General features: G+C 71.6%; 16 protein-coding genes. 13 read left to right on the forward strand and 3 right to left on the reverse strand.

Annotated features, from left to right (window positions below):
• Positions 1 to 15: 15 nt before the first annotated feature.
• The 8 genes from IT355_06545 (at position 16) to IT355_06580 (ending at position 9,030) form a co-directional block, all read left to right on the forward strand.
• Positions 16 to 1,653, forward strand: a complete 1,638-nt coding sequence (locus tag IT355_06545; protein MCC7052910.1) for an ABC transporter ATP-binding protein — start codon at positions 16 to 18, stop codon at positions 1,651 to 1,653.
• Positions 1,654 to 1,664: 11 nt separating this feature from the next.
• Positions 1,665 to 2,729, forward strand: a complete 1,065-nt coding sequence (locus tag IT355_06550; protein ID MCC7052911.1) for an ABC transporter permease — start codon at positions 1,665 to 1,667, stop codon at positions 2,727 to 2,729.
• On the forward strand, positions 2,726 to 3,610 hold the full coding sequence (locus tag IT355_06555) for an ABC transporter permease (protein MCC7052912.1): 885 nt from the start codon (positions 2,726 to 2,728) through the stop codon (positions 3,608 to 3,610). Before IT355_06550 ends, IT355_06555 begins: the two co-directional genes overlap by 4 nt.
• 4 nt (positions 3,611 to 3,614) lie before the next feature.
• The gene (locus IT355_06560) at positions 3,615 to 4,982 is read left to right on the forward strand and encodes an MFS transporter (GenBank protein MCC7052913.1); all 1,368 of its coding nucleotides are present in this window, start codon (positions 3,615 to 3,617) and stop codon (positions 4,980 to 4,982) included.
• 26 nt (positions 4,983 to 5,008) lie between these two features.
• Entirely contained in the window at positions 5,009 to 5,812 is an 804-nt protein-coding gene (locus IT355_06565) for a CPBP family intramembrane metalloprotease (protein MCC7052914.1), read from the forward strand.
• A 104-nt stretch (positions 5,813 to 5,916) separates the two neighbouring features.
• On the forward strand, positions 5,917 to 7,122 hold the full coding sequence (locus IT355_06570; GenBank protein ID MCC7052915.1) for an amidohydrolase family protein: 1,206 nt from the start codon (positions 5,917 to 5,919) through the stop codon (positions 7,120 to 7,122).
• A 340-nt stretch (positions 7,123 to 7,462) separates the two neighbouring features.
• Positions 7,463 to 7,861, forward strand: a complete 399-nt coding sequence (locus IT355_06575) for a hypothetical protein (GenBank protein ID MCC7052916.1) — start codon at positions 7,463 to 7,465, stop codon at positions 7,859 to 7,861.
• A 56-nt stretch (positions 7,862 to 7,917) separates the two neighbouring features.
• A complete protein-coding gene (locus IT355_06580) occupies positions 7,918 to 9,030 on the forward strand; it encodes a substrate-binding domain-containing protein (GenBank protein ID MCC7052917.1) in 1,113 nt (370 codons plus the stop codon).
• Between the two features lie 21 nt (positions 9,031 to 9,051).
• Here IT355_06580 and IT355_06585 read toward each other — a convergent pair whose 3' ends face one another.
• The 3 genes from IT355_06585 to IT355_06595 form a co-directional block, all read right to left on the reverse strand.
• Complete coding sequence (locus IT355_06585; GenBank protein ID MCC7052918.1) at positions 9,052 to 10,713, reverse strand: serine hydrolase; 1,662 nt, start codon at positions 10,711 to 10,713, stop codon at positions 9,052 to 9,054.
• A gap of 136 nt (positions 10,714 to 10,849) precedes the next feature.
• Complete coding sequence (bla, locus tag IT355_06590; GenBank protein MCC7052919.1) at positions 10,850 to 11,758, reverse strand: class A beta-lactamase; 909 nt, start codon at positions 11,756 to 11,758, stop codon at positions 10,850 to 10,852.
• Positions 11,759 to 11,801: 43 nt separating this feature from the next.
• Entirely contained in the window at positions 11,802 to 13,379 is a 1,578-nt protein-coding gene (locus IT355_06595) for a PLP-dependent aminotransferase family protein (protein MCC7052920.1), read from the reverse strand.
• 52 nt (positions 13,380 to 13,431) lie between these two features.
• Between IT355_06595 and IT355_06600 the strand changes: the two genes are divergently transcribed.
• From IT355_06600 to IT355_06620, 5 genes are all read left to right on the forward strand, one after another.
• Complete coding sequence (locus IT355_06600; protein MCC7052921.1) at positions 13,432 to 13,875, forward strand: hypothetical protein; 444 nt, start codon at positions 13,432 to 13,434, stop codon at positions 13,873 to 13,875.
• Positions 13,872 to 14,627, forward strand: coding sequence for a hypothetical protein (locus tag IT355_06605; protein MCC7052922.1), 756 nt, complete (start codon positions 13,872 to 13,874; stop codon positions 14,625 to 14,627). Before IT355_06600 ends, IT355_06605 begins: the two co-directional genes overlap by 4 nt.
• Entirely contained in the window at positions 14,628 to 15,527 is a 900-nt protein-coding gene (locus tag IT355_06610; GenBank protein ID MCC7052923.1) for a DMT family transporter, read from the forward strand.
• Between the two features lie 119 nt (positions 15,528 to 15,646).
• Positions 15,647 to 17,113 (forward strand): S8 family serine peptidase, encoded by a 1,467-nt coding sequence (locus IT355_06615; protein MCC7052924.1) that lies wholly within the window; start codon positions 15,647 to 15,649, stop codon positions 17,111 to 17,113.
• Between the two features lie 10 nt (positions 17,114 to 17,123).
• Positions 17,124 to 17,621, forward strand: coding sequence for a hypothetical protein (locus IT355_06620; protein MCC7052925.1), 498 nt, complete (start codon positions 17,124 to 17,126; stop codon positions 17,619 to 17,621).
• Positions 17,622 to 17,665: the final 44 nt, after the last annotated feature.

Consider the following 17,665-nt stretch of genomic DNA (forward strand, 5'->3'; position numbering starts at 1 on the left):
TCGCTGGCGGTCCGGATGACGGGGGTCGCGAAGTTCTTCGGCCCGGTGCGGGCCAACCACGACGCGAGCCTCGAGGTCGCCGCCGGCGAGATCCACGCGGTGGTGGGCGAGAACGGGGCCGGCAAGAGCACGCTGCTGCGGGTGCTGAGCGGGATGTACGCCCCTGACGCCGGGACGGTGGAGGTGTTCGGGCGGGACGTGACGGGATGGAGCACGGCGGACGCGATCGCTGCGGGTGTGGGCATGGTGCACCAGCACTTCATGCTCGTGCCGACGCTGACGGTGGCGGAGAACGTGGTGCTGGGGCGCGAGCCGATGCAGGGCCTGACGTACGATCGCGCGCATGCCGAGTCGGCGCTGGAGACGCTGAGCCGTGAGTCGGGGCTGGCGTGTGTGCCGTCGCGGCTGGTCTCGGAGCTGAGCGTGGGCGAGGCGCAGCGGGTGGAGATCCTGAAGACGCTCTATCGCGGGGCGACGCTGCTGATCCTGGACGAGCCGACGGCGGTGCTCTCGCCGCCGGAGGTGACGGAGTTGTGGAAGGTGCTGCGGACGGTGCGTGATGGCGGGGCGACGATCGTGCTGGTGACGCACAAGCTGGACGAGCTGATGGACGTGACGGACCGGATCACGGTGATGCGTCGCGGGGCGACGGTGGGGCGGATGGTGACGCGGGAGACGACGCCGGCGGCGATTGCGACGGCGATGGTGGGGCGCGAGGTGCGGCTGGATGCGAACGGGATGCCGACGGGGGCGGATGGGGAGGCGGTGGGTGCGGCGGTGGCGGATGCGAACGTGGGCACGGACGCGGGGGGCCCCCCCGATCAAACAATCGTCGCCACCCGCCGCGATCGCATCACCGGAACCACGCCAGCCGCCATCTTTTCCACCCCCACCCCCGCCTACACCGCCGCCCCCCGCCTCCACCTCGCCGCCATCACCGTCGCCGGCCGCTCCTCCGCCCGCGCCGTCGACGCCCTCTCCCTCTCCATCGCCCCCGGCGAGATCCTCGGCATCGCCGGCGTCGAGGGCAACGGACAGACGGAACTCGTCGAGGCCATCGCCGGCCTCCGCCCCGTCGCCAGCGGCACCATCAGCGTCGACGGCACCGACGTCACCCGCTTCCCCATCGGCAAGCGGCTCGCCCACGGCATCACGCACATCCCCGAGGACCGGCACGCGCGCGGACTCGTGCTCGACTACTCGATCGAGGACAACCTCATCCTCGGCCGGCAGAAACAGTACTCGTGGAGCGGCAACATCGATCGCGCCCGCGCCCGCGCGTTCGCCGAGGACCGCATCACGGCGTTCGACATCCGCCCCGCCGATCCCACCGCGCCGGCCCGGTCGCTGAGCGGCGGCAACCAGCAGAAGATCGTCGTCGCGCGCGAGATGCCCGCCGACTTCCGCGTGCTGCTGGCCGCGCAACCCACCCGCGGCGTCGACGTCGGCGCCATCGAGTTCATCCACGACCAGCTCCGCATGGCACGGCGCGCGGGCAAGGCGATCCTGCTGGTGAGCGCCGAACTCCACGAGATCCTCGCCCTCAGTGACCGCGTGGCCGTGATGTACCGCGGCCGGATCGTCACCGAGATGCCGCGGGCCGAGGCGTCCGAGGACGTGCTGGGCCCGTGGATGACCGGAGCGCGCTCGTGAGCCGTGGCACCATGCACGCCATCGAGGACGGAGTGCTCCCGACACTCACCGCGCTGCTGGTGGCGCTGGTGGCCGGTGACCTGCTGATCCTCTCCTACGGGCAGGCACCCGGTGAGGTCTGGCGCCTCATGCTGAGCGGCACGTGGGGCAACGCCTATGGCATCGCGCAGGTGCTGTACAAGGCCACCACGCTCGTCTTCACCGGCCTCAGTGTGGCCATCGGCCTGCGCGCCGGCCTGTTCAACATCGGCGCCGAGTCGCAGCTCGCCGCCGGCGGGTTCTGCGCCGGCGCCCTCGGGCTGATGCTGCCCGCCGGCATCACGCCCTGGGTCGCGATCCCGCTCTGCCTGCTGGCGGCGATGATCGGCGGCGCCCTGGTCGGCCTGATCCCGGGTGTGTTGCGTGCGCGGTTCGGCGCGCACGAGGTGATCGCGACCATCATGCTGAACTTCATCGTGCTGGCCTTCCTGAACTGGGCCATCTCGGCCACCGGCCTGGCCGTACCCGAGACGCTCCACACACCCCCCGTGGCCAGTTCCGCGATCCCGCGACTGGCCTCGTGGTTCCCGGCGTTCCACGGGTCCGCGGCCAACGCCACCATCCTGGTCGCGCTGCTGGCGGTCATCGTCGCCGCGTGGATGTTGTTCCGGTCGCGCTACGGATACGAACTGCGCGCGGTGGGGCTGCAGCCGCTGGCGGCCGAGTCGGGTGGCATCCGCGTGCCGCGCATCTGGATCAGCGCGATGGTCATCGCCGGTGCCGTGGCGGGACTGGGCTCCGCGAACTTCGTGCTCGGCTACAAGAACTACTTCGAGGACGGCTTCTCCGGCGGCGCCGGGTTCCTTGGCATCGCGGTGGCGCTGGTGGGGCGGAACAACCCGTTCGGCGTGCTGCTGGCGGCGCTCTTCTTCGCCACGCTAAGCCAGGGCGGACTCGCCATCCACGCGCTGGTGCCGAAGCAGATGGTGGAGGTGCTGGAGGGGATCGTGATCCTCGCCGTGGCGGTGAGCGTGCCGGAAGTCCGGCGACTGCTGCGCGCGCGGCCCGTGCGCGCGGCGGCGGGAGCGAAGGCCTGATGAAGCTGCTCGGGTTGCTGCTGCTGCAGACGCTGCGCATCGCGGTGCCGTACCTGTTCGCGGCGTCGGGCGGCGTGCTCGCCGAGCGTGCCGGCATCGTCAGCCTCACGCTCGAGGGCTTCATGCTGAGCGGCGCGTTCTGTGCCACGCTCGGCAGCTTCTACTTCGGCAACCCCTGGATGGGCGTGCTGCTCGGCCTGGCCGGCGGGGCGCTGTTCGGGGCGCTGCATGCGGTGGCCACGATCCGCTTCAAGGCCGACCAGATCGTGAGCGCCGTCGCGATCAACCTGATGGTGGTGGGCCTGACGCGGTTCTTCCTGCGGATGGCGTTCGACAGCTCCAGCAATTCCCCGCGCGTGGCCGGCTTCGGCGGTGAGGGGAGCGCCGGCGTGATGGCCACCTTCGGCAACCCGCTGGTGTGGGTGGGCATCCTCGTGATGCCGGTGCTGGCGTGGGTGATCGCGCGGACGCGGTTCGGGCTGCGGGTGCGCGCGGTGGGTGAGAAGCCCGAAGCGGCCACCACGCTGGGCGTGTCGGTGAGCCGTATCCGGTACGGCGCGGTGATCGCGTCCGGGGCACTGGCCTCGCTGGGGGGCGTGTATCTCGCGCTGGACCAGCACCAGTTCACCGACCAGATGACCGCGGGGCGCGGGTTCATCGCGCTCGCGGCGGTGATCTTCGGGCGCTGGACCCCCGTGCGTGCCGGCGTGGCATGCCTGCTGTTCGCGTTCGCGGCGGCACTGCAGATCCAGGTGCAGGGAGCGGGGGTGCTGCCCTCGCAATTCGTCTCGATGATCCCGTACGTCCTCACCCTCGTGGCACTGGCCGGTGTGGTCGGCCGCGCGGTGCCACCCGCCGCGCTCGGGCGCGCCGAAGGATGACGTCGTGTTCCTGATGGAAGTGGCGGCACCGTCGTTCGCCGATGCGGGCGTGCCCCTGTGGCTGGTGTGGACCGTCGGGCTCACCCTCACCGGCGCCACCGTCTGGCAGCTCCGCAACGTGCCGCGCGAGCTGGTGATCCTGATGATCACCGCGATGATCGACATGATCGGCGTGCTGATGATCCTGCCGCTGCTGCCCTTCTTCGCGCAGCGGCTGGGGGCGGGCGGGCTCATGGTGGGACTGCTGGTGTCGAGCTTCTCGCTGGCACAGCTGATCAGCGCGCCGATGTGGGGCCGGTTGAGTGACAAGTGGGGCCGGCGGCCGGTGATCATGGTCTCGCTGGCGGCGAGTGCGATCTCGTATGCCGTGTTCGGCTTCGCGCACTCGCTGCTGGTGCTGTTCCTGTCGCGCATCGTGCAGGGCGCCGGCGGTGGCACGGTGGGGGTGATCCAGGCCTACGTGGCGGATGCCACCAAGCCCGACGAACGGACGAAGGCGCTGGGGTGGCTGTCGGCGGCCACGAACTTCGGCGTCGCGATCGGCCCGGTGATCGGGGGCTACTTCGCGACGCTCGGCAAGCAGCAGGTGGCGGCCGGGAACTGGGCGCAGTGGGGAGGCGATGCCGCACCGGGGCTGGCGGCGGCAACGCTCTGCCTCCTGAACATCGTGTTCGCGTGGAAGTACCTGCCGGAAACCCGACCGCGCGCGGTGCGTGTCGACGGCGCGCCCGAGGCGCCGCGGCCGCCGCGGAAGAGCGGCACCAGCATGGCGGCGGTCGCGCGGGTGGTGTCACACCCCGGGGATGCCCCGTCACGGCTGATCTGGATCTACTCCATCGCCATCGGTGCCTTCCAGGGGCTGACATCGATCCTCGCGCTGTTCCTGAGCCGCAAGTTCAACGCGAACGAAGCCACGATGGGGCTGCTGTTCGCCTACGTCGGTGTGATGAGCGTGATCACGCGGGTCTTCATCCTCGGCCGGATGGTGGACTGGCTGGGGGAGGCGCGGCTGTCGCGGCTGGGCACGGTGCTGCTGGCGTTCGGCACCGCCACGCTGCCGTTCGCGCCGAGTGTGGGCTGGGCGGCGCTGAGCATCGCGTTCTGGCCGCTGGGGACGGCGTTCACGTTCCCGGCGGTGACGGCGATGCTGAGCAAGGTGATCAGCACCGAGGACCGCGGCTTGTACATGGGCGTGCAGCAGACCTTCGGCGGGATGTCGCGGGTGATCTTCCCGATCGGGCTCGGGTGGGCGTTCGACCACATGGTGCCCGGCGCGCCGTTCTGGATCTCGGCGACGCTGGTGATCCTGACGCTGGCGTTCAGCGTGGCGCTGCCGGCGAGCGTGACGCAGCGGAAGCCGGCCGGGGGCTGAGCGCTCATGCGCGACATCTGCCCGTAATGTCGGACGCGGCTCCGCCCGCACTCGCGGCAGGACCCGCCACCGAGGCGCCGCGTGCCATCGGCGTCTTCTTCACGCTGACCTTCGCGTTCTCGGTTCCGTTCCTGGTTGCCGGCAGCCTGACCGGAGCGTTCCTCCTGCCCGGGCTGCCCGTTGCCGCGCTGATGGCGGTGTGTCCGGGTGCCGCGGCGCTCGTGCTCGCCTGGCGGCATGGAGGCGCGCCGGAGGCCGGCCGGCTCGGGCGGCGGGCGATCGACGTCCGGCGCCTCTCGCCGCCAGGGTGGTGGCTGGCTGTCGCGGGCCTCTTCCCTGCGATCGCACTCGTGACGTACTGGCTGCTCCGCCTGGCCGGCGCGACGCTGCCTGCGGCGACCGTCACACCGCTGGAGCTTGGTACGCTGGCCGCCGTCTTCATGGCGTCGGCACTGGCCGAGGAGATCGGCTGGACCGGGTACGCCACCGACCCGCTGGTGACCCGGTTCGGCGTGCTGCGCGGCGCCGTCGTCCTTGGAATCGTGTGGGCAGCGTTCCACGTCGTGGCGCTGCGGCAGGCGGACCGGCCGGTGGACTGGATCGCCTGGTGGACGCTGTACACGATCGCGACGCGCGTGATCCTGGTCCAGCTCTACGCGCATGCCGGCCGGAGCGTCTGCGCCGCGGCGGTGCTGCACATGTCGCAGAACGTGAGCTGGCAGGCGTTTCCGCAGAACGGATCACACTTCGACCTGCACATGGTGGCCCCGCTCACTGCAGCTGCCGCCATCGCGATCAGCCTGGCGGCACGGCGGACGACGACGACGTGACCGCCCGGAGGGTGGCGCGCGATGGCCGCCCCCGCAGTGCATCGGGCCCGGGTGGAAGGCTCGCGCGCTCCGCACCAAGTTGCGCCTGTCTCCAGCCCCCGCCCATGACCATGCATCGTCTCGTACTGCCTGCTGCCGCGATCCTCGCCTCCGCCACCCCGCTGCCGGCGCAGCCAGGCGGTGGGAACCGCGGCACCCCGATCCGTGCCGGCGAGGCGTGTCCGGCCGGCATGACCGAGGTGCGGCCGGGCAACTGCCAGGCGCCGACGCTCGCACCGCCCAGCATCCTCGACTACCGGCCCCGCTCCACACTGGTGACGACCGGCCACGTCGTGCCGAAGGCGAAGTTCCCGGCCATCGACTTCCACGGACACCCGAACGCGCAGCTCGGCTCGGAGGCGGGGCTGGCAGAGCTGGGGGCACAGCTCGACTCGCTGAACGTCCGCATGATGATCGCGGCGAACAACGTCTCGGGCGACGCGCTGGTGCGGCAGATGGCGGTGGTGCGGGCGTCGCCGACGATGCGCGACCGGGTGCGGATCCTGGCCGGCGTCAACTTCGGCGGCGTCGGGCCGGGTTGGGCAGCGCGGGCGGTGGCGCAGCTCGAGGCGGATGTCGCGGCCGGCGCCATCGGCATCGGCGAGATCGGGAAGGGGCTGGGGCTCTCGACGCGCAAGGCGGACGGCACGCGGCTGCGGATCGACGATCCCGAGCTGACCCCCGTGTGGGAGGCGGCGGCGCGGCTGCGGCTGCCGGTGTTCATCCACACCGCCGACCCGCAGGAGTTCTGGAGCCCGCTCGACTTCGCGAACGAGCGGTGGCTGGAGCTGGCCCTCTTCCCGGGGCGCCGGTATCCGGCGGACCAGTATCCGGCGTTCGAGACGCTGATGACGGAGCGGGACAACCTCGTGCGGCGCAATCCACGCACGACCTTCGTGATCGCGCACATGGGCTGGCACGCGAACGACCTGCCGCGGCTGGCGGGGATGATGGACGCGATGCCGAACCTGTACACCGAGGTCGGGGCGGTGCTCTACGACATCGGGCGGCAGCCGCGGGCGGCGCACGACTTCTTCGTGCGGTACCAGGACCGGATCCTGTTCGGCAAGGACTCCTACCAGCCGGTGGAGTATCCCTACTACTGGCGCGTGTTCGAGACGCGCGACGACTACTTCGACTACTACCGCGACTACCACGCGAGCTGGAAGCTCTACGGCATCGACCTGCCGGACGCGGTGCTGAAGAAGGTCTACTTCGCGAACGCGCTGCGGATCACGTCGCGGTTGCCGCAGGCGGGGTGGCCGAAGTAGGCGGGGAGTCGGCGGGCTGACTTGGTCACGCTGACTCTGGGTCAGGCTGACTCTGAGTCACGACGCGGCTGGTGACTCTGAGTCAGGAGCGATCGAAACTCGGCCGCTGACTCTGTGTCATTAGCGGTCATAACTCGGTCGCTGACTCTGTGTCAGGAGCGGTCCGTCGCGCACAATTGTCATAACAAGTGACATGTCAGAGTTACGTCTTTTACCTCGACGTGACGACACTGCCTGTTGCGCAAACGACCAAGCGTCGTTTAGATACATAGCAGATAGTCGTTGCTGTATGTTAAGCTGCTATGACAATTGTACGCCTCCCCATCTCCACGGAGTCACCATGCGGTCCCGTATCACCCTCGCTGCCCTCGCACTTGCCGCGGCACCCCTCGCCGCACAGCAGTCCAGCGCCCTCCCCACCAGCCCGGCCGCCCGCGTCGTCGCCACCTACGACTTCCGGAACGCCCCGCGCGACGTGGCCTTCCCCACCTCCGTCACCGTCGCCGACTCGGCAGGCACCATCCGCGCCACCGTCGCACTGGCCGGCAACACCAGCCGCACCGTCCCGATGGAAGTCACCGTCATCGAGTCCAACCTGATCCTCCAGGGCATGACCCCCGAAGGCGTCCTCACGCTCGTCCTCGACCGCCAGAACGAAGGGGGCACCACCCGTCTCGCCAGCGGCACCTGGACACTCGGCAAGTACCAGGGGCAGCTCCGCGGCCAGGTGCAGCCATGACAGGTCACTAGTTTGGGTGGGGAAGCTGTCCTGTCCCCACCCGAACTGGTTCCGTCGTGCCGATCGCCCGTTCCCAGAGCAGCAAGCACCACGAGGTCTTCGCGACACTGCTGCGCGAGATCCAGGACGGGCAATGGAAGGAAGGTGACCGCCTGCCCAGCGAGGCCGCGCTCGTCGAACGATTCGGGCACTCGCGCATCACGGTCGGTCGCGCCCTGCGCGACCTGCAGGCAGCCGGCGTCATCAGCCGGCGCGCCGGCTCGGGCAGCTTCGTCCGCCCGTCACGCACCACCAGCGGTCGCACCTTCGGCCTGCTGATCGCCGACCTCGGCGAAGCCGACGTCTACGAGTCGATCTGGCGCGGCATGATGGCCTCGCCGCAGGCCCGCGAGCATGCGGTCGTCTGGGGCAGCGCACCGGCCGGCATCGATCCCACCGACGTCGAGGCCCGCGGGGAGCGCGCCTGGCAGCTCTGCCGCCAGTACATCGACCGGCGCGTCGATGGCGTCTTCTTCGCCCCCGTCAGCGTCTCCCCGGTCGCCGGCGACGTGAACCACCGCATCCTGCACGCCCTCGACGAGGCGCGCATCCCGGTGGTGCTCCTCGACCGGCCCGTCACGCCCTACCCCGATCCCGGTCGCCACGACCTGGTGGGCATCGACAACCGACTCGCGGGCTACGTGATGACCGCGCACCTGCTCGCCCGCGGCGCGCAGCGCGTGATCTTCGTGCGCACCGCCAGCAGCGCCCCCACCGTGGATGCGCGTGAGTCGGGGTACCGCCGTGCCATGATGCAGTCGGCATTCGAGCCCGCCGACGCCGTGCGCCTCGATCCGGGCAGCGCCACCGCCGTCCGCGCCATGCTCCGCACGCACGCCCCCGACGCCATCGTCTGCGCCAACGACCGCACGGCCGGCCGCCTGATGCACACCCTCCTCGGCGTCGGCGTCCGCATCCCCGGTGACCTGCGCATGGCAGGCATCGACGACGTGGAGTACGCCTCGCTGCTGCCGGTGCCGCTGACGACCTACCGGCAGCCCACGCTGCAGATCGGCGAGGTCGCGCTCACGATGATGCTCACCCGCGTGGCCCAGCGCGACCTGCCCGCGCACGACATCCGGCTGCGCTGCGAGCTGGTCGTGCGCGAGTCGTGCGGCCGGCCGGGCTAGGCGCCGGCGGCAGCCAGCGCGTCAGGGCTGGCGCGTGAGCACGAAGTCCCAGGCGCGGCTGCTGCCGAAGTGCATCGCCGTCACCCGCCCCCGCGCGTCACGCGCGAACCACACGCTGCCGCCCGGCGCACTGAAGGCGTCACGCCATGCCGGCGTGAGCGTGGTCGAGACGCCGACCCGGGGGCTCACGGTCAGCGCGCCGTTCACCACCCGCACGGTGTGCGTCGCGCCGATCTCGTCGCTCCGGTACCGGCCTTCCAGCGCCGCCAGCTCCTGCGGTGCCGGGGTCCACGCGCGCGCCGCCATCCGCACGTGCACGACCGTGTCGCCGTCGGCGGTGCGCACCCGGATGGTCGGCGCCGCCCCATCACGGCCTGCGGCGAGCCGCAGGCGCGTGCCGCCACGGGCGAACGCACCGTCGCGCAACGGTGTCAGCGCGGCCCCGTCGATGCGCAGCCGGCCTCCGGCGGTGTCCACCACCACCACCATGTTCGTGCGCGTGTCGCGATAGAGTCCCGCCCACCCCGACAGCGCCGCCGCGTCGCCGGCGATCGAGTCGGGTGCCGGCGCGCGCGCCAGCGAGGGCGCGAGTCCATCGACCAACGCATGCGCATATCCGGTGGCACCGAGGCCCGCGCCGTTGCACATCACCGCCACCGAGAGGTGGTCGAGGTCGGGATAGCGCGCGAGGTACGTGCTGTAGCCGGCGGTGGAGCCGGAGTGCGCGATCTCGCGCGTGCCGCGGTACGACGAGACGACGACGCCGAGCGCGTACTGGATGGTGGTGCCCCCGGTGAGGCGCATCTGGCGCGTGAGCGAGTCACCGACGGCGGGACCGAGTGCCTTCGCGTCGAGTGCGGCGTTCCAGGTGAGCCAGTCACCGACCGTCGACAGCAGGCCGCCGGCGCCGATGACGTTGTCGAACGGCATGTCGAGGTGCCACGCCCCGTCGCGCAGGGAGTACGCCTGCGCCAGCCCGGGCACCACCTCGGTGAAGTCGTCGCGCCACCGCGTGTGCCGCATGCCGAGCGGGGTGAAGATGCGCGTGGCGGTGAACCGCGTGAACGGCATGCCGCTGACCCGCTCGACGACGGTGCGCAGCAGCAGGAAGCCCGAGTTGGTGTAGGAGTAGTGGTCGCCGACGGGATAGTTGAGCGAGCGCTGGCGCGTGATGGCGTCGATCACGTCGGTGTGCGTGTGCAGCCGCGTGCCGCGCGGCCAGCCCTGCCACTCCATCAGGTTGCTCCACTCGCGCAGCCCACTGGTGTGCGTGAGCAGGTGGCGGATGGTGATCGTACGCGCGTAGGCAGGCAACTCGGGGACGTAGGTCCGGACGTCGTCCTCGAGGGAGAGCCTGCCGTCCTGCATCAGCAGCAGCACGGCGGCGGCGGTGAACTGCTTGGCCACCGATCCCGACTCGAGGATGGTGGCCGGCGTGAGTGCACGCGCGGCATTCAGGTCGGCCATGCCGTAGGCGCGCTCGAGCAGCGTGCGGCCACCCTGCGCGATGCCCACGGCGCAGCCGGGGCCGTGGATGTTCTCACGACTCGCGAAGACGCGGTCGGCGAGCCGGACGATCGCCGTCGTGTCCTGTGCGTGTCCCGGTGTGACCACAATCGCGCCGACCAGCGTCGCGACGACGAGGACCCGGCTGGCGCTGGCGGCACGATTTCGGATGGTCATGTTCCTGGTCCTTGTTGGGAGGCGCACGCTCGGCGGTCGTTCGTGTGACGGGGTGACTGGTTCTCACGGAGCCACTGAGACCACGGAGGACACGGAGGAGGCGGAGGAGTGGGCACTGCCGGGGCGGTCTCGCGCCCTACCCTCTGTGCTGCGGTGACGGCGCGCCGAGCCAGGTGACGAGTGCCTTCCCGACGTCGGCGATGGCGGCGTTGCGGTCGTCCACGCTGGCGCTGGTGCCGGTGAGGTATGCCGTGACGAGGATAGGGCGGCGATCGGTGGCCCAGGCGATGGCGACGTCGTTCGTCGACCCGTTGGCGCCCATGCCGGTCTTGTCACCCACGCGCCACGACGGCGGCACGCCTGCGCGCAGCTTGGCGGCGCCGGTGCTGGTGGCCAGCAGCCACTCGACGAGCAACGCACGGGATTCCGGCGTGAGCCGCCGGCCGAGGAGGAGCGTGCGCATCACGGCGAGCATCGCGGCGGGTGTGGTGGTGTCACGCGGGTCGCCGGCGATGGCGGTGTTCAGGTCCGGCTCGTTGCGGTCGAGGCGCGTGAGGCCGTCGCCGCTGGCGCGGAGGAACGCGGTGAGTCCGGCGGGGCCACCGGCGGTGGCCAGCAGGAGGTTGGCGGCGGTGTTGTCGCTGAGGGAGACCGCGGCCTCGCACAGGGCGCGCACGGTCATCCCCCCGGCGGCGAGGTTGGCGCGGGTCACGGGGGCGTACTCGAGCAGGTCGGCAGGGCCATAGCCCACCATGCGCGTGAGCTGCTCCTGTCCGGCATCCACCCGCGCCAGCACCTGCGCCGCGAGCAGCAGCTTGAAGGTGCTGCACAGGGGAAAGCGCTCGCCGGCGCGGTGGCCGAACCGCCGGCCAGACGCGGTGTCGAGAAAGGCCACACCGAGCCGGCCGCCGACGCGGCGCTCGATGGCCGCGATCTCCGCGTGGGTGTCGGCGGCGGCGGTCGCTGTCATGCGCGGGAGCGTGCCGAGCAATCTCGGCAACGCCGGCAGCGCGAGGCCTGCGGCGAGGAAGTGGCGTCGGTGCATGGCGATGGTGGGGGGTCGCGTGCCCGGAACAATACCCCCGTGGCTAGTGCACCCGCGACAGCGCGGCGAACGCGCGCCGCAGGCCGTGCACGCCCGCCGTGATCGCGCGGTCGTCGAAGCCGGCGTAGTTCAGGACCAGCGCACCCCGTGCCCCCTGCGCCTCGTGCATGCGGTACCGCGACAGGGCGGAGGTCGCCACACCCTCGCGCAGCGCGGCCTGCACCACCGACTGGTCGTCCACCCCCTCGCGCAGCCACGCCACCAGGTGCAGGCCGGCGGCATCCGGCGCCACGGTGAGCTCACCCGCGAGCAGCGAGTCGACGGCGTCGAGCATCACCCGCTGCCGTTCGGCGTACAGCGCACGCGCCCGTCGCACATGGCGCGCGTAATGCCCCTCGGCGATGAAGTCGGTGAGGACGCCCTGCTCCAGCGTCGGGGCATAGCGGTCGAGGGCGCGGCGCGCGGAGCGGAAGGTGTCCACGAGCGACTCGGGGACGATGAGGTACGCCAGGCGGAAGCCCGGCGCGAGCGTCTTGCTGAACGTGCCCACGTAGAGCACGCGCGGATCGACGTCGCGCGCCGAGCGTTCCACATCCAGCCCCTGCAGGCAGGGCAGCGGGCGGCCGCTGTAGCGGAACTCGGAGTCGTAGTCGTCCTCGAGGATCCATGCGTTGGCGCGCCGGGCCCACGCCAGCAGGGCCAGGCGTCGCGGCGCGCTCATCACCACACCGAGCGGGAACTGGTGCGACGGCGTGACGCAGGCCAGCCGCGCCTGTGGCGCCAGTCGCTCGCCGGCAGCGACGTCGAGGCCCTGGTCGTCCACCGGCACCGGGACCAGCCGCGCGCCGGCGTCACGCACTGCGATGCGCGCATGCATGTACCCCGGGTCTTCCATCCACACCTCGTCACCGGCGTCGAGCAGGATCCGTGACACGAAGTCGAGGGCCTGCTGTGCGCCGTTGACGACGAACACCTGCTCCGGCGTGCACCGCACGCCGCGCGCATTGCCGACGTGTGCGGTGATGGCGGCGCGCAGCTCGGGATCGCCGGCCACGTCGCCCTCGCCGAGGTGCGCCACGCCGCGCTTCCAGCGCCGGGTGGTGAGTCGCATCCAGAGCGAGGCGGGGAAGATGTCGATGGCCGGCGTGCCGAGCTGGAAGGCACGGGGCTCGCGGGACTCGACATGCTCGCGTCCGGCCGCGACGAGTGCGGCACCACGGGCCGGCAGCGCGACCGGCGCCAGCCGGCCGGCGGTGGCCGGGCGCGCCGGCACACGGGCCGGCTCGCGCACACGCGCCGGCCGGCGCGGCACCTCGAGCAGCACCTCCGGCGCCGCGTCACGCACGCGCGTGCCGCCGCCACGGTGGCCGACGAGGTACCCCTCGGCGCGCAGCTGCTCGAAGGCGAGCGTGACCGTGTTGCGAGCCACGCCAAGGTCGTCGGCGAGCACGCGGGTGGAGGGCAGGCGCTCACCGGCGGCGAGCCGGCCGGCGAGGATCGCGTCGCGCAGGCCGTCGTAGACCTGCCGGTGCAGCGGGGTCGATGCGTTGGCATCCAGCGCCACCAGCACCTCTGGGGCGTCCGCGACGCGCTTGCGGGCTACTCTTCTTGGACCAGTCATTCTGCCGGAATTTGGCGCTTGGAAGCAGTCCAAGACGCCGTAAGATAGGGGCATGACTTCCGAACGGCAGACCCCAGGCGTCGTCCCGGCACGCGACCGGCTGTCACTCCGCTTCGCCCGGTATGCGCTCGGCGCCGGCTTCCTGTCCGCCGTCGCCGCGCGCCTCGGCCTCTGGCACGGGCACCTCTCGCCGGAACGCTTCGCCGCATTCGTCACGTACACCGGTGACGTGAACGCCTTCCTGCCGAGGGCCGCCATTCCGGCGGTGGCGGTGGCGGCGACGCTGGCCGAGTCGGTACTCGGCATCGCGCTGCTGTGCGGGGTGCTCCCGCGCCTGACCGGGCTGGCGAGTGCGGCGTTGCTGCTCGCCTTCGGGACCGCGATGGCGATCTCGTATGGCGTGAAGGAACCGCTGGACTATTCCGTCTTCGCGGCGGCAGGCGCGGCGCTGCTGGTGGCGATCCATCCGGCGCACGATCGCCGGCCAGCCACATGAGGCTCGCGACCACCCTGCGTCTCGTCGGTTGGCTTGCGCTGACCCTGGCGGCGCCGGTGGCCGGCGCGCAGGGCGCCACGGCGCTGGCGCAGTTCAACCACGGGTCACGCTTCGACGATCGCGTCTACGAGCTGAACACCGCCACGCAGCGGATGAGCACCATCCTCCTCGATGCGACCGTCCCCGGTCCGATCGGCGAGAACACCTTCTTCGTCCGCTTCTTCTCCGGTGCCTTCGTCGACGCGCAGGGTGTCGAGACCGGGCAGCACACGCGCATCTATGGCGAGTGGACGACGCGTCTCAGCCTGCTTTCGCGCGCGCGCCGCCGCTCCACGACGGCGCGGGTGCGCGACGTCTTCATCGCCGGGCAGCTGAACCGCGGCGGCACCGGGTTCCGTGCGGACCTGATCGGCGTGGGCGCCAAGCTCCGGGGGCCGGCCGGCTTGCTCACCACCTCGAGCGTCTACTTCCGCCGCACGGACGGCGACGTGAACGCACTCAAGGCACGGACCTCGTGGTACCTGCCGTTGCACGTGTCGGCGATGGCGTTCTCGTTCGAGGGGAGCGCCGACTTCGTCTCCGCCTCCAGCACCGGCCCGGACGTGAGCGCGATGCCGGTCGTGCTGGTGGATGTGAGTCCGCTGTTCCGCGCCCCGCGCGGCTCGCTCGGCGTGGGCACGGAGTGGTTCCTCCATCGCACGCGCGGTGCGCGACTCAGTGCACCACAACTCATCGCCCGCTGGAGCTTCTGAATGTCCTTCCGCGAGACGCTGTCCCTCTTCGCCCTCGCCGCGATCTGGGGCGCGTCATACCTCTTCATCCGGGTGGCGGTGCCGGCGCTCGGTCCGCTGCCGCTGGCCGGCGGCCGCGTGGCACTCGCAGCGCTGGTGCTCTTCCTCGGCCTGCGGCTGACCGGGGCGCCGACGGACCTGCGTCCACACTGGCGGAAGCTCCTGGTGCTGGGCGGGCTCAACGCCGCGCTGCCCTTCAGCCTCATCTCGGCCGCGGAGCTGCACGTGACCGCGAGCCTTGCGGCCATGCTCACGGCGACGGCACCGATGTGGAGCGCGCTGTTCAGCGCCCTGTGGCTGGACGAGCCGATCCGGGCGCGCCGTGCCGCCGGGCTGGCCCTTGGCGTGGCGGGGGTTGGAGTCCTGGTGGGGTGGAGTCCGCTGGCCCTCTCGCCGGCGGTACTGCTCAGCATCCTCGCCGTGATCGTCGCCACGGCGTCGTATGCCGGCGCCACGGTCTACAGCAAGCGGCACCTTTCGGCGGTGCCCGCGCCGACGCTCGCGCTGGGCCAGCAGGTGGCGGCCACCACCCTGCTCGCGCTGCCGGCCCTCGTGCGCGCGCCGGCGGCGCAGCCCACGGCCGCAGCGATCACCGCCCTCGTCGCGCTGGCTGTGGTCTGCACGGCGGTCGCGTACCTGATCTTCTTCCGCCTGCTGGCGACCATCGGCCCCACCCGGGTGTCGACCGTGACGTACCTGATTCCCGTCTTCGGCACCGTGTGGGGCGCGCTCTTCCTGCACGAGCAGGTGAGCCGGGGCATGATGGCGGGCCTGGTGCTGATCCTGGTGAGCGTGCTGCTGGTGAACGGTGTGCGGCTGCGGCTGCCACGTTCGCTGCACCGGAAGGCCGTGGTGTCCTGACCACCCGGCCGAGGCTGCCACCGTGTGCTTCGCCCCACTGCGACGCGGGGGGTACGTTCGAGGCGCACACTGCACTGCGTGGTTCCAGCAGGCTGGCACTTCACGGCACGAGGGGGATCATGGCGACGATCAGGTATCCGGCGCAGGGCACGCAACAGAGCTTCTCGATCACCCGGCTGTCCACCGTCGAGCAGGCCGCCGCACCGCGGCCGTCGCGGGCGGCACCGGGGACATCGAAGGCGAAGCGGGCGACGGCGGCCGCCGCGGCCGCACCGGTGGCGTTCGATGCCCGCTCGTTCGTCTCGGCCATGCGCATGTCCGAGACGATGCGCATGCGCATCCCCACCGACGACCCGAAGCGCCTGGCCCTGGTGCAGCCGCCCTCCGGCCCGGCATCCGCGTCGGCACGCCCGCGCTACGCCGGCGGGATGACGATCATGACGCCGTCGATCATCGTCGAGGGCGCACGCATCGACGACATCAAGGCGGCGCGCAACGCCGGCGCCCGGATCGTGGACGAGGGCTTCGACGGCAAGGCCCTGCTGCTCGTCGACTCACTCGCCGACGTGACGAAGATCTGCGCGCTGCTGGCGAAGCGGCAGGTCGGGTCGGTGACCCCGAACTTCCTGCGCCGCTACGGGCACACGCCACGCAGCACGGCGCAGGCGGCGTGGGCGCACCGCAAGATCAACCTCGCCGCGGCGTGGCGCATCACGAAGGGGGCGAAGACGGTGCGGATCGCCATCCTCGACGAAGGCGTGGACACGGCGCACCCCGCCTTGCGCACGGCGGTCGTGGCACAGCGCGACTTCATCGGCGACAAGGGCAACTCCGCGATGCCGGACGGCGATGACGCGCATGGCACGGCCTGCGCGGGCGTCGCGGTGGGTCGCGGCACGCGGGCGCCGGGGGTGGCGCCGCGCTGCTCGCTGATCGCGGCGCGCATCGCGATGGACGATGGCGCCGGCCACTGGGTGTTCGACGACTACGCCACCGCCGATGCCATCGACTGGTGCTGGCGGAACGACGCCGCCGTGCTCTCCAACTCGTGGGGCGGCGGTGTGCCGAGTGATGCCATCAGCCGCGCATTCGGGCGGGCGCGGACGCAGGGGCGCGGCGGGAAGGGCGCGGTGGTGTGCATCGCCGCCGGCAACGACCAGATCGCGATCGACTTCCCGGGTGAGCTGCCGGGGTACGTGACCGTGGGCGCCTCGACGCCGGCCGACGAGCGCAAGACACGCCGGTCGTCGGATGGCGAGGGCTGGTGGGGGAGCAACTTCGGCGAGACGATGTGGCTGCTCGCCCCGGGCGTGTTCATCCACACCGCCGACATCTCCGGCGCGCGCGGGTACGAGCCCGGGAACTACACCGGCACGTTCAACGGCACCTCGTCCGCCACCCCGCACGTGGCGGGCGCCGTCGGGTTGATGCTGAGTGCCAATCCCGGCCTCACGGCCAGTGCGGTGCGCACGATCCTGCGCGAGACCGCGGTGCCGCTGCCGGGACAGTCGGGGTGGACGAAGGAGCTCGGCTACGGTCGGCTGGATGTCGGGAAGGCCGTTGCTGCCGCGAGACGGCACCGCTAGGAATCACCGGATGCCCCTGTATTACTACGCCGGCGGGACGAAGCACCCGCTCGAGCGCGTGACCGATCGCGTCGTGCTGGACGCACGCGCGGCGGCACACGCGGGGGTCACCGCCCGTGTGACGGAGGCCGCGGTGCACTCGCGGCTGCCCGGCGGGCTGCAGGTCGTCTCCACCGCCGGGATGGCCGACGGTGCGTTGGCGGCGCTCCGGTCAGCGGGTGCCCTCCAGCCGGTGTTCCGGAGCGGGAAGACGCTGGTGATCCTGCTGCCGGAGGTGCGCGTGGAGCTGGAACCGGGGCAGCAGGACGCCGTGCTGGCGGCGGTGCGCGCGGCCGACGTGGCATCGGAGGTCACGGAATCCACCGACGCGCGCGTGTCGCTGCGACCGGTGTCCGGACTCGGCGAGGATGCGCTGCGCCTGGCGAATTTCATCTGCGAGACCGCGCACCCGGCAGCAGCGACGGCGCGGATGCTGACGGTGATGGCGCGGCCGATGGTGCGGAAGTAGGCGCCACCCGCGACGGTGTGTGCGGTGCCGGCGGAAGCACGGGG

It is taken from the genome of Gemmatimonadaceae bacterium, assembly GCA_020851035.1.
Lineage (GTDB): Bacteria > Gemmatimonadota > Gemmatimonadetes > Gemmatimonadales > Gemmatimonadaceae > JACMLX01.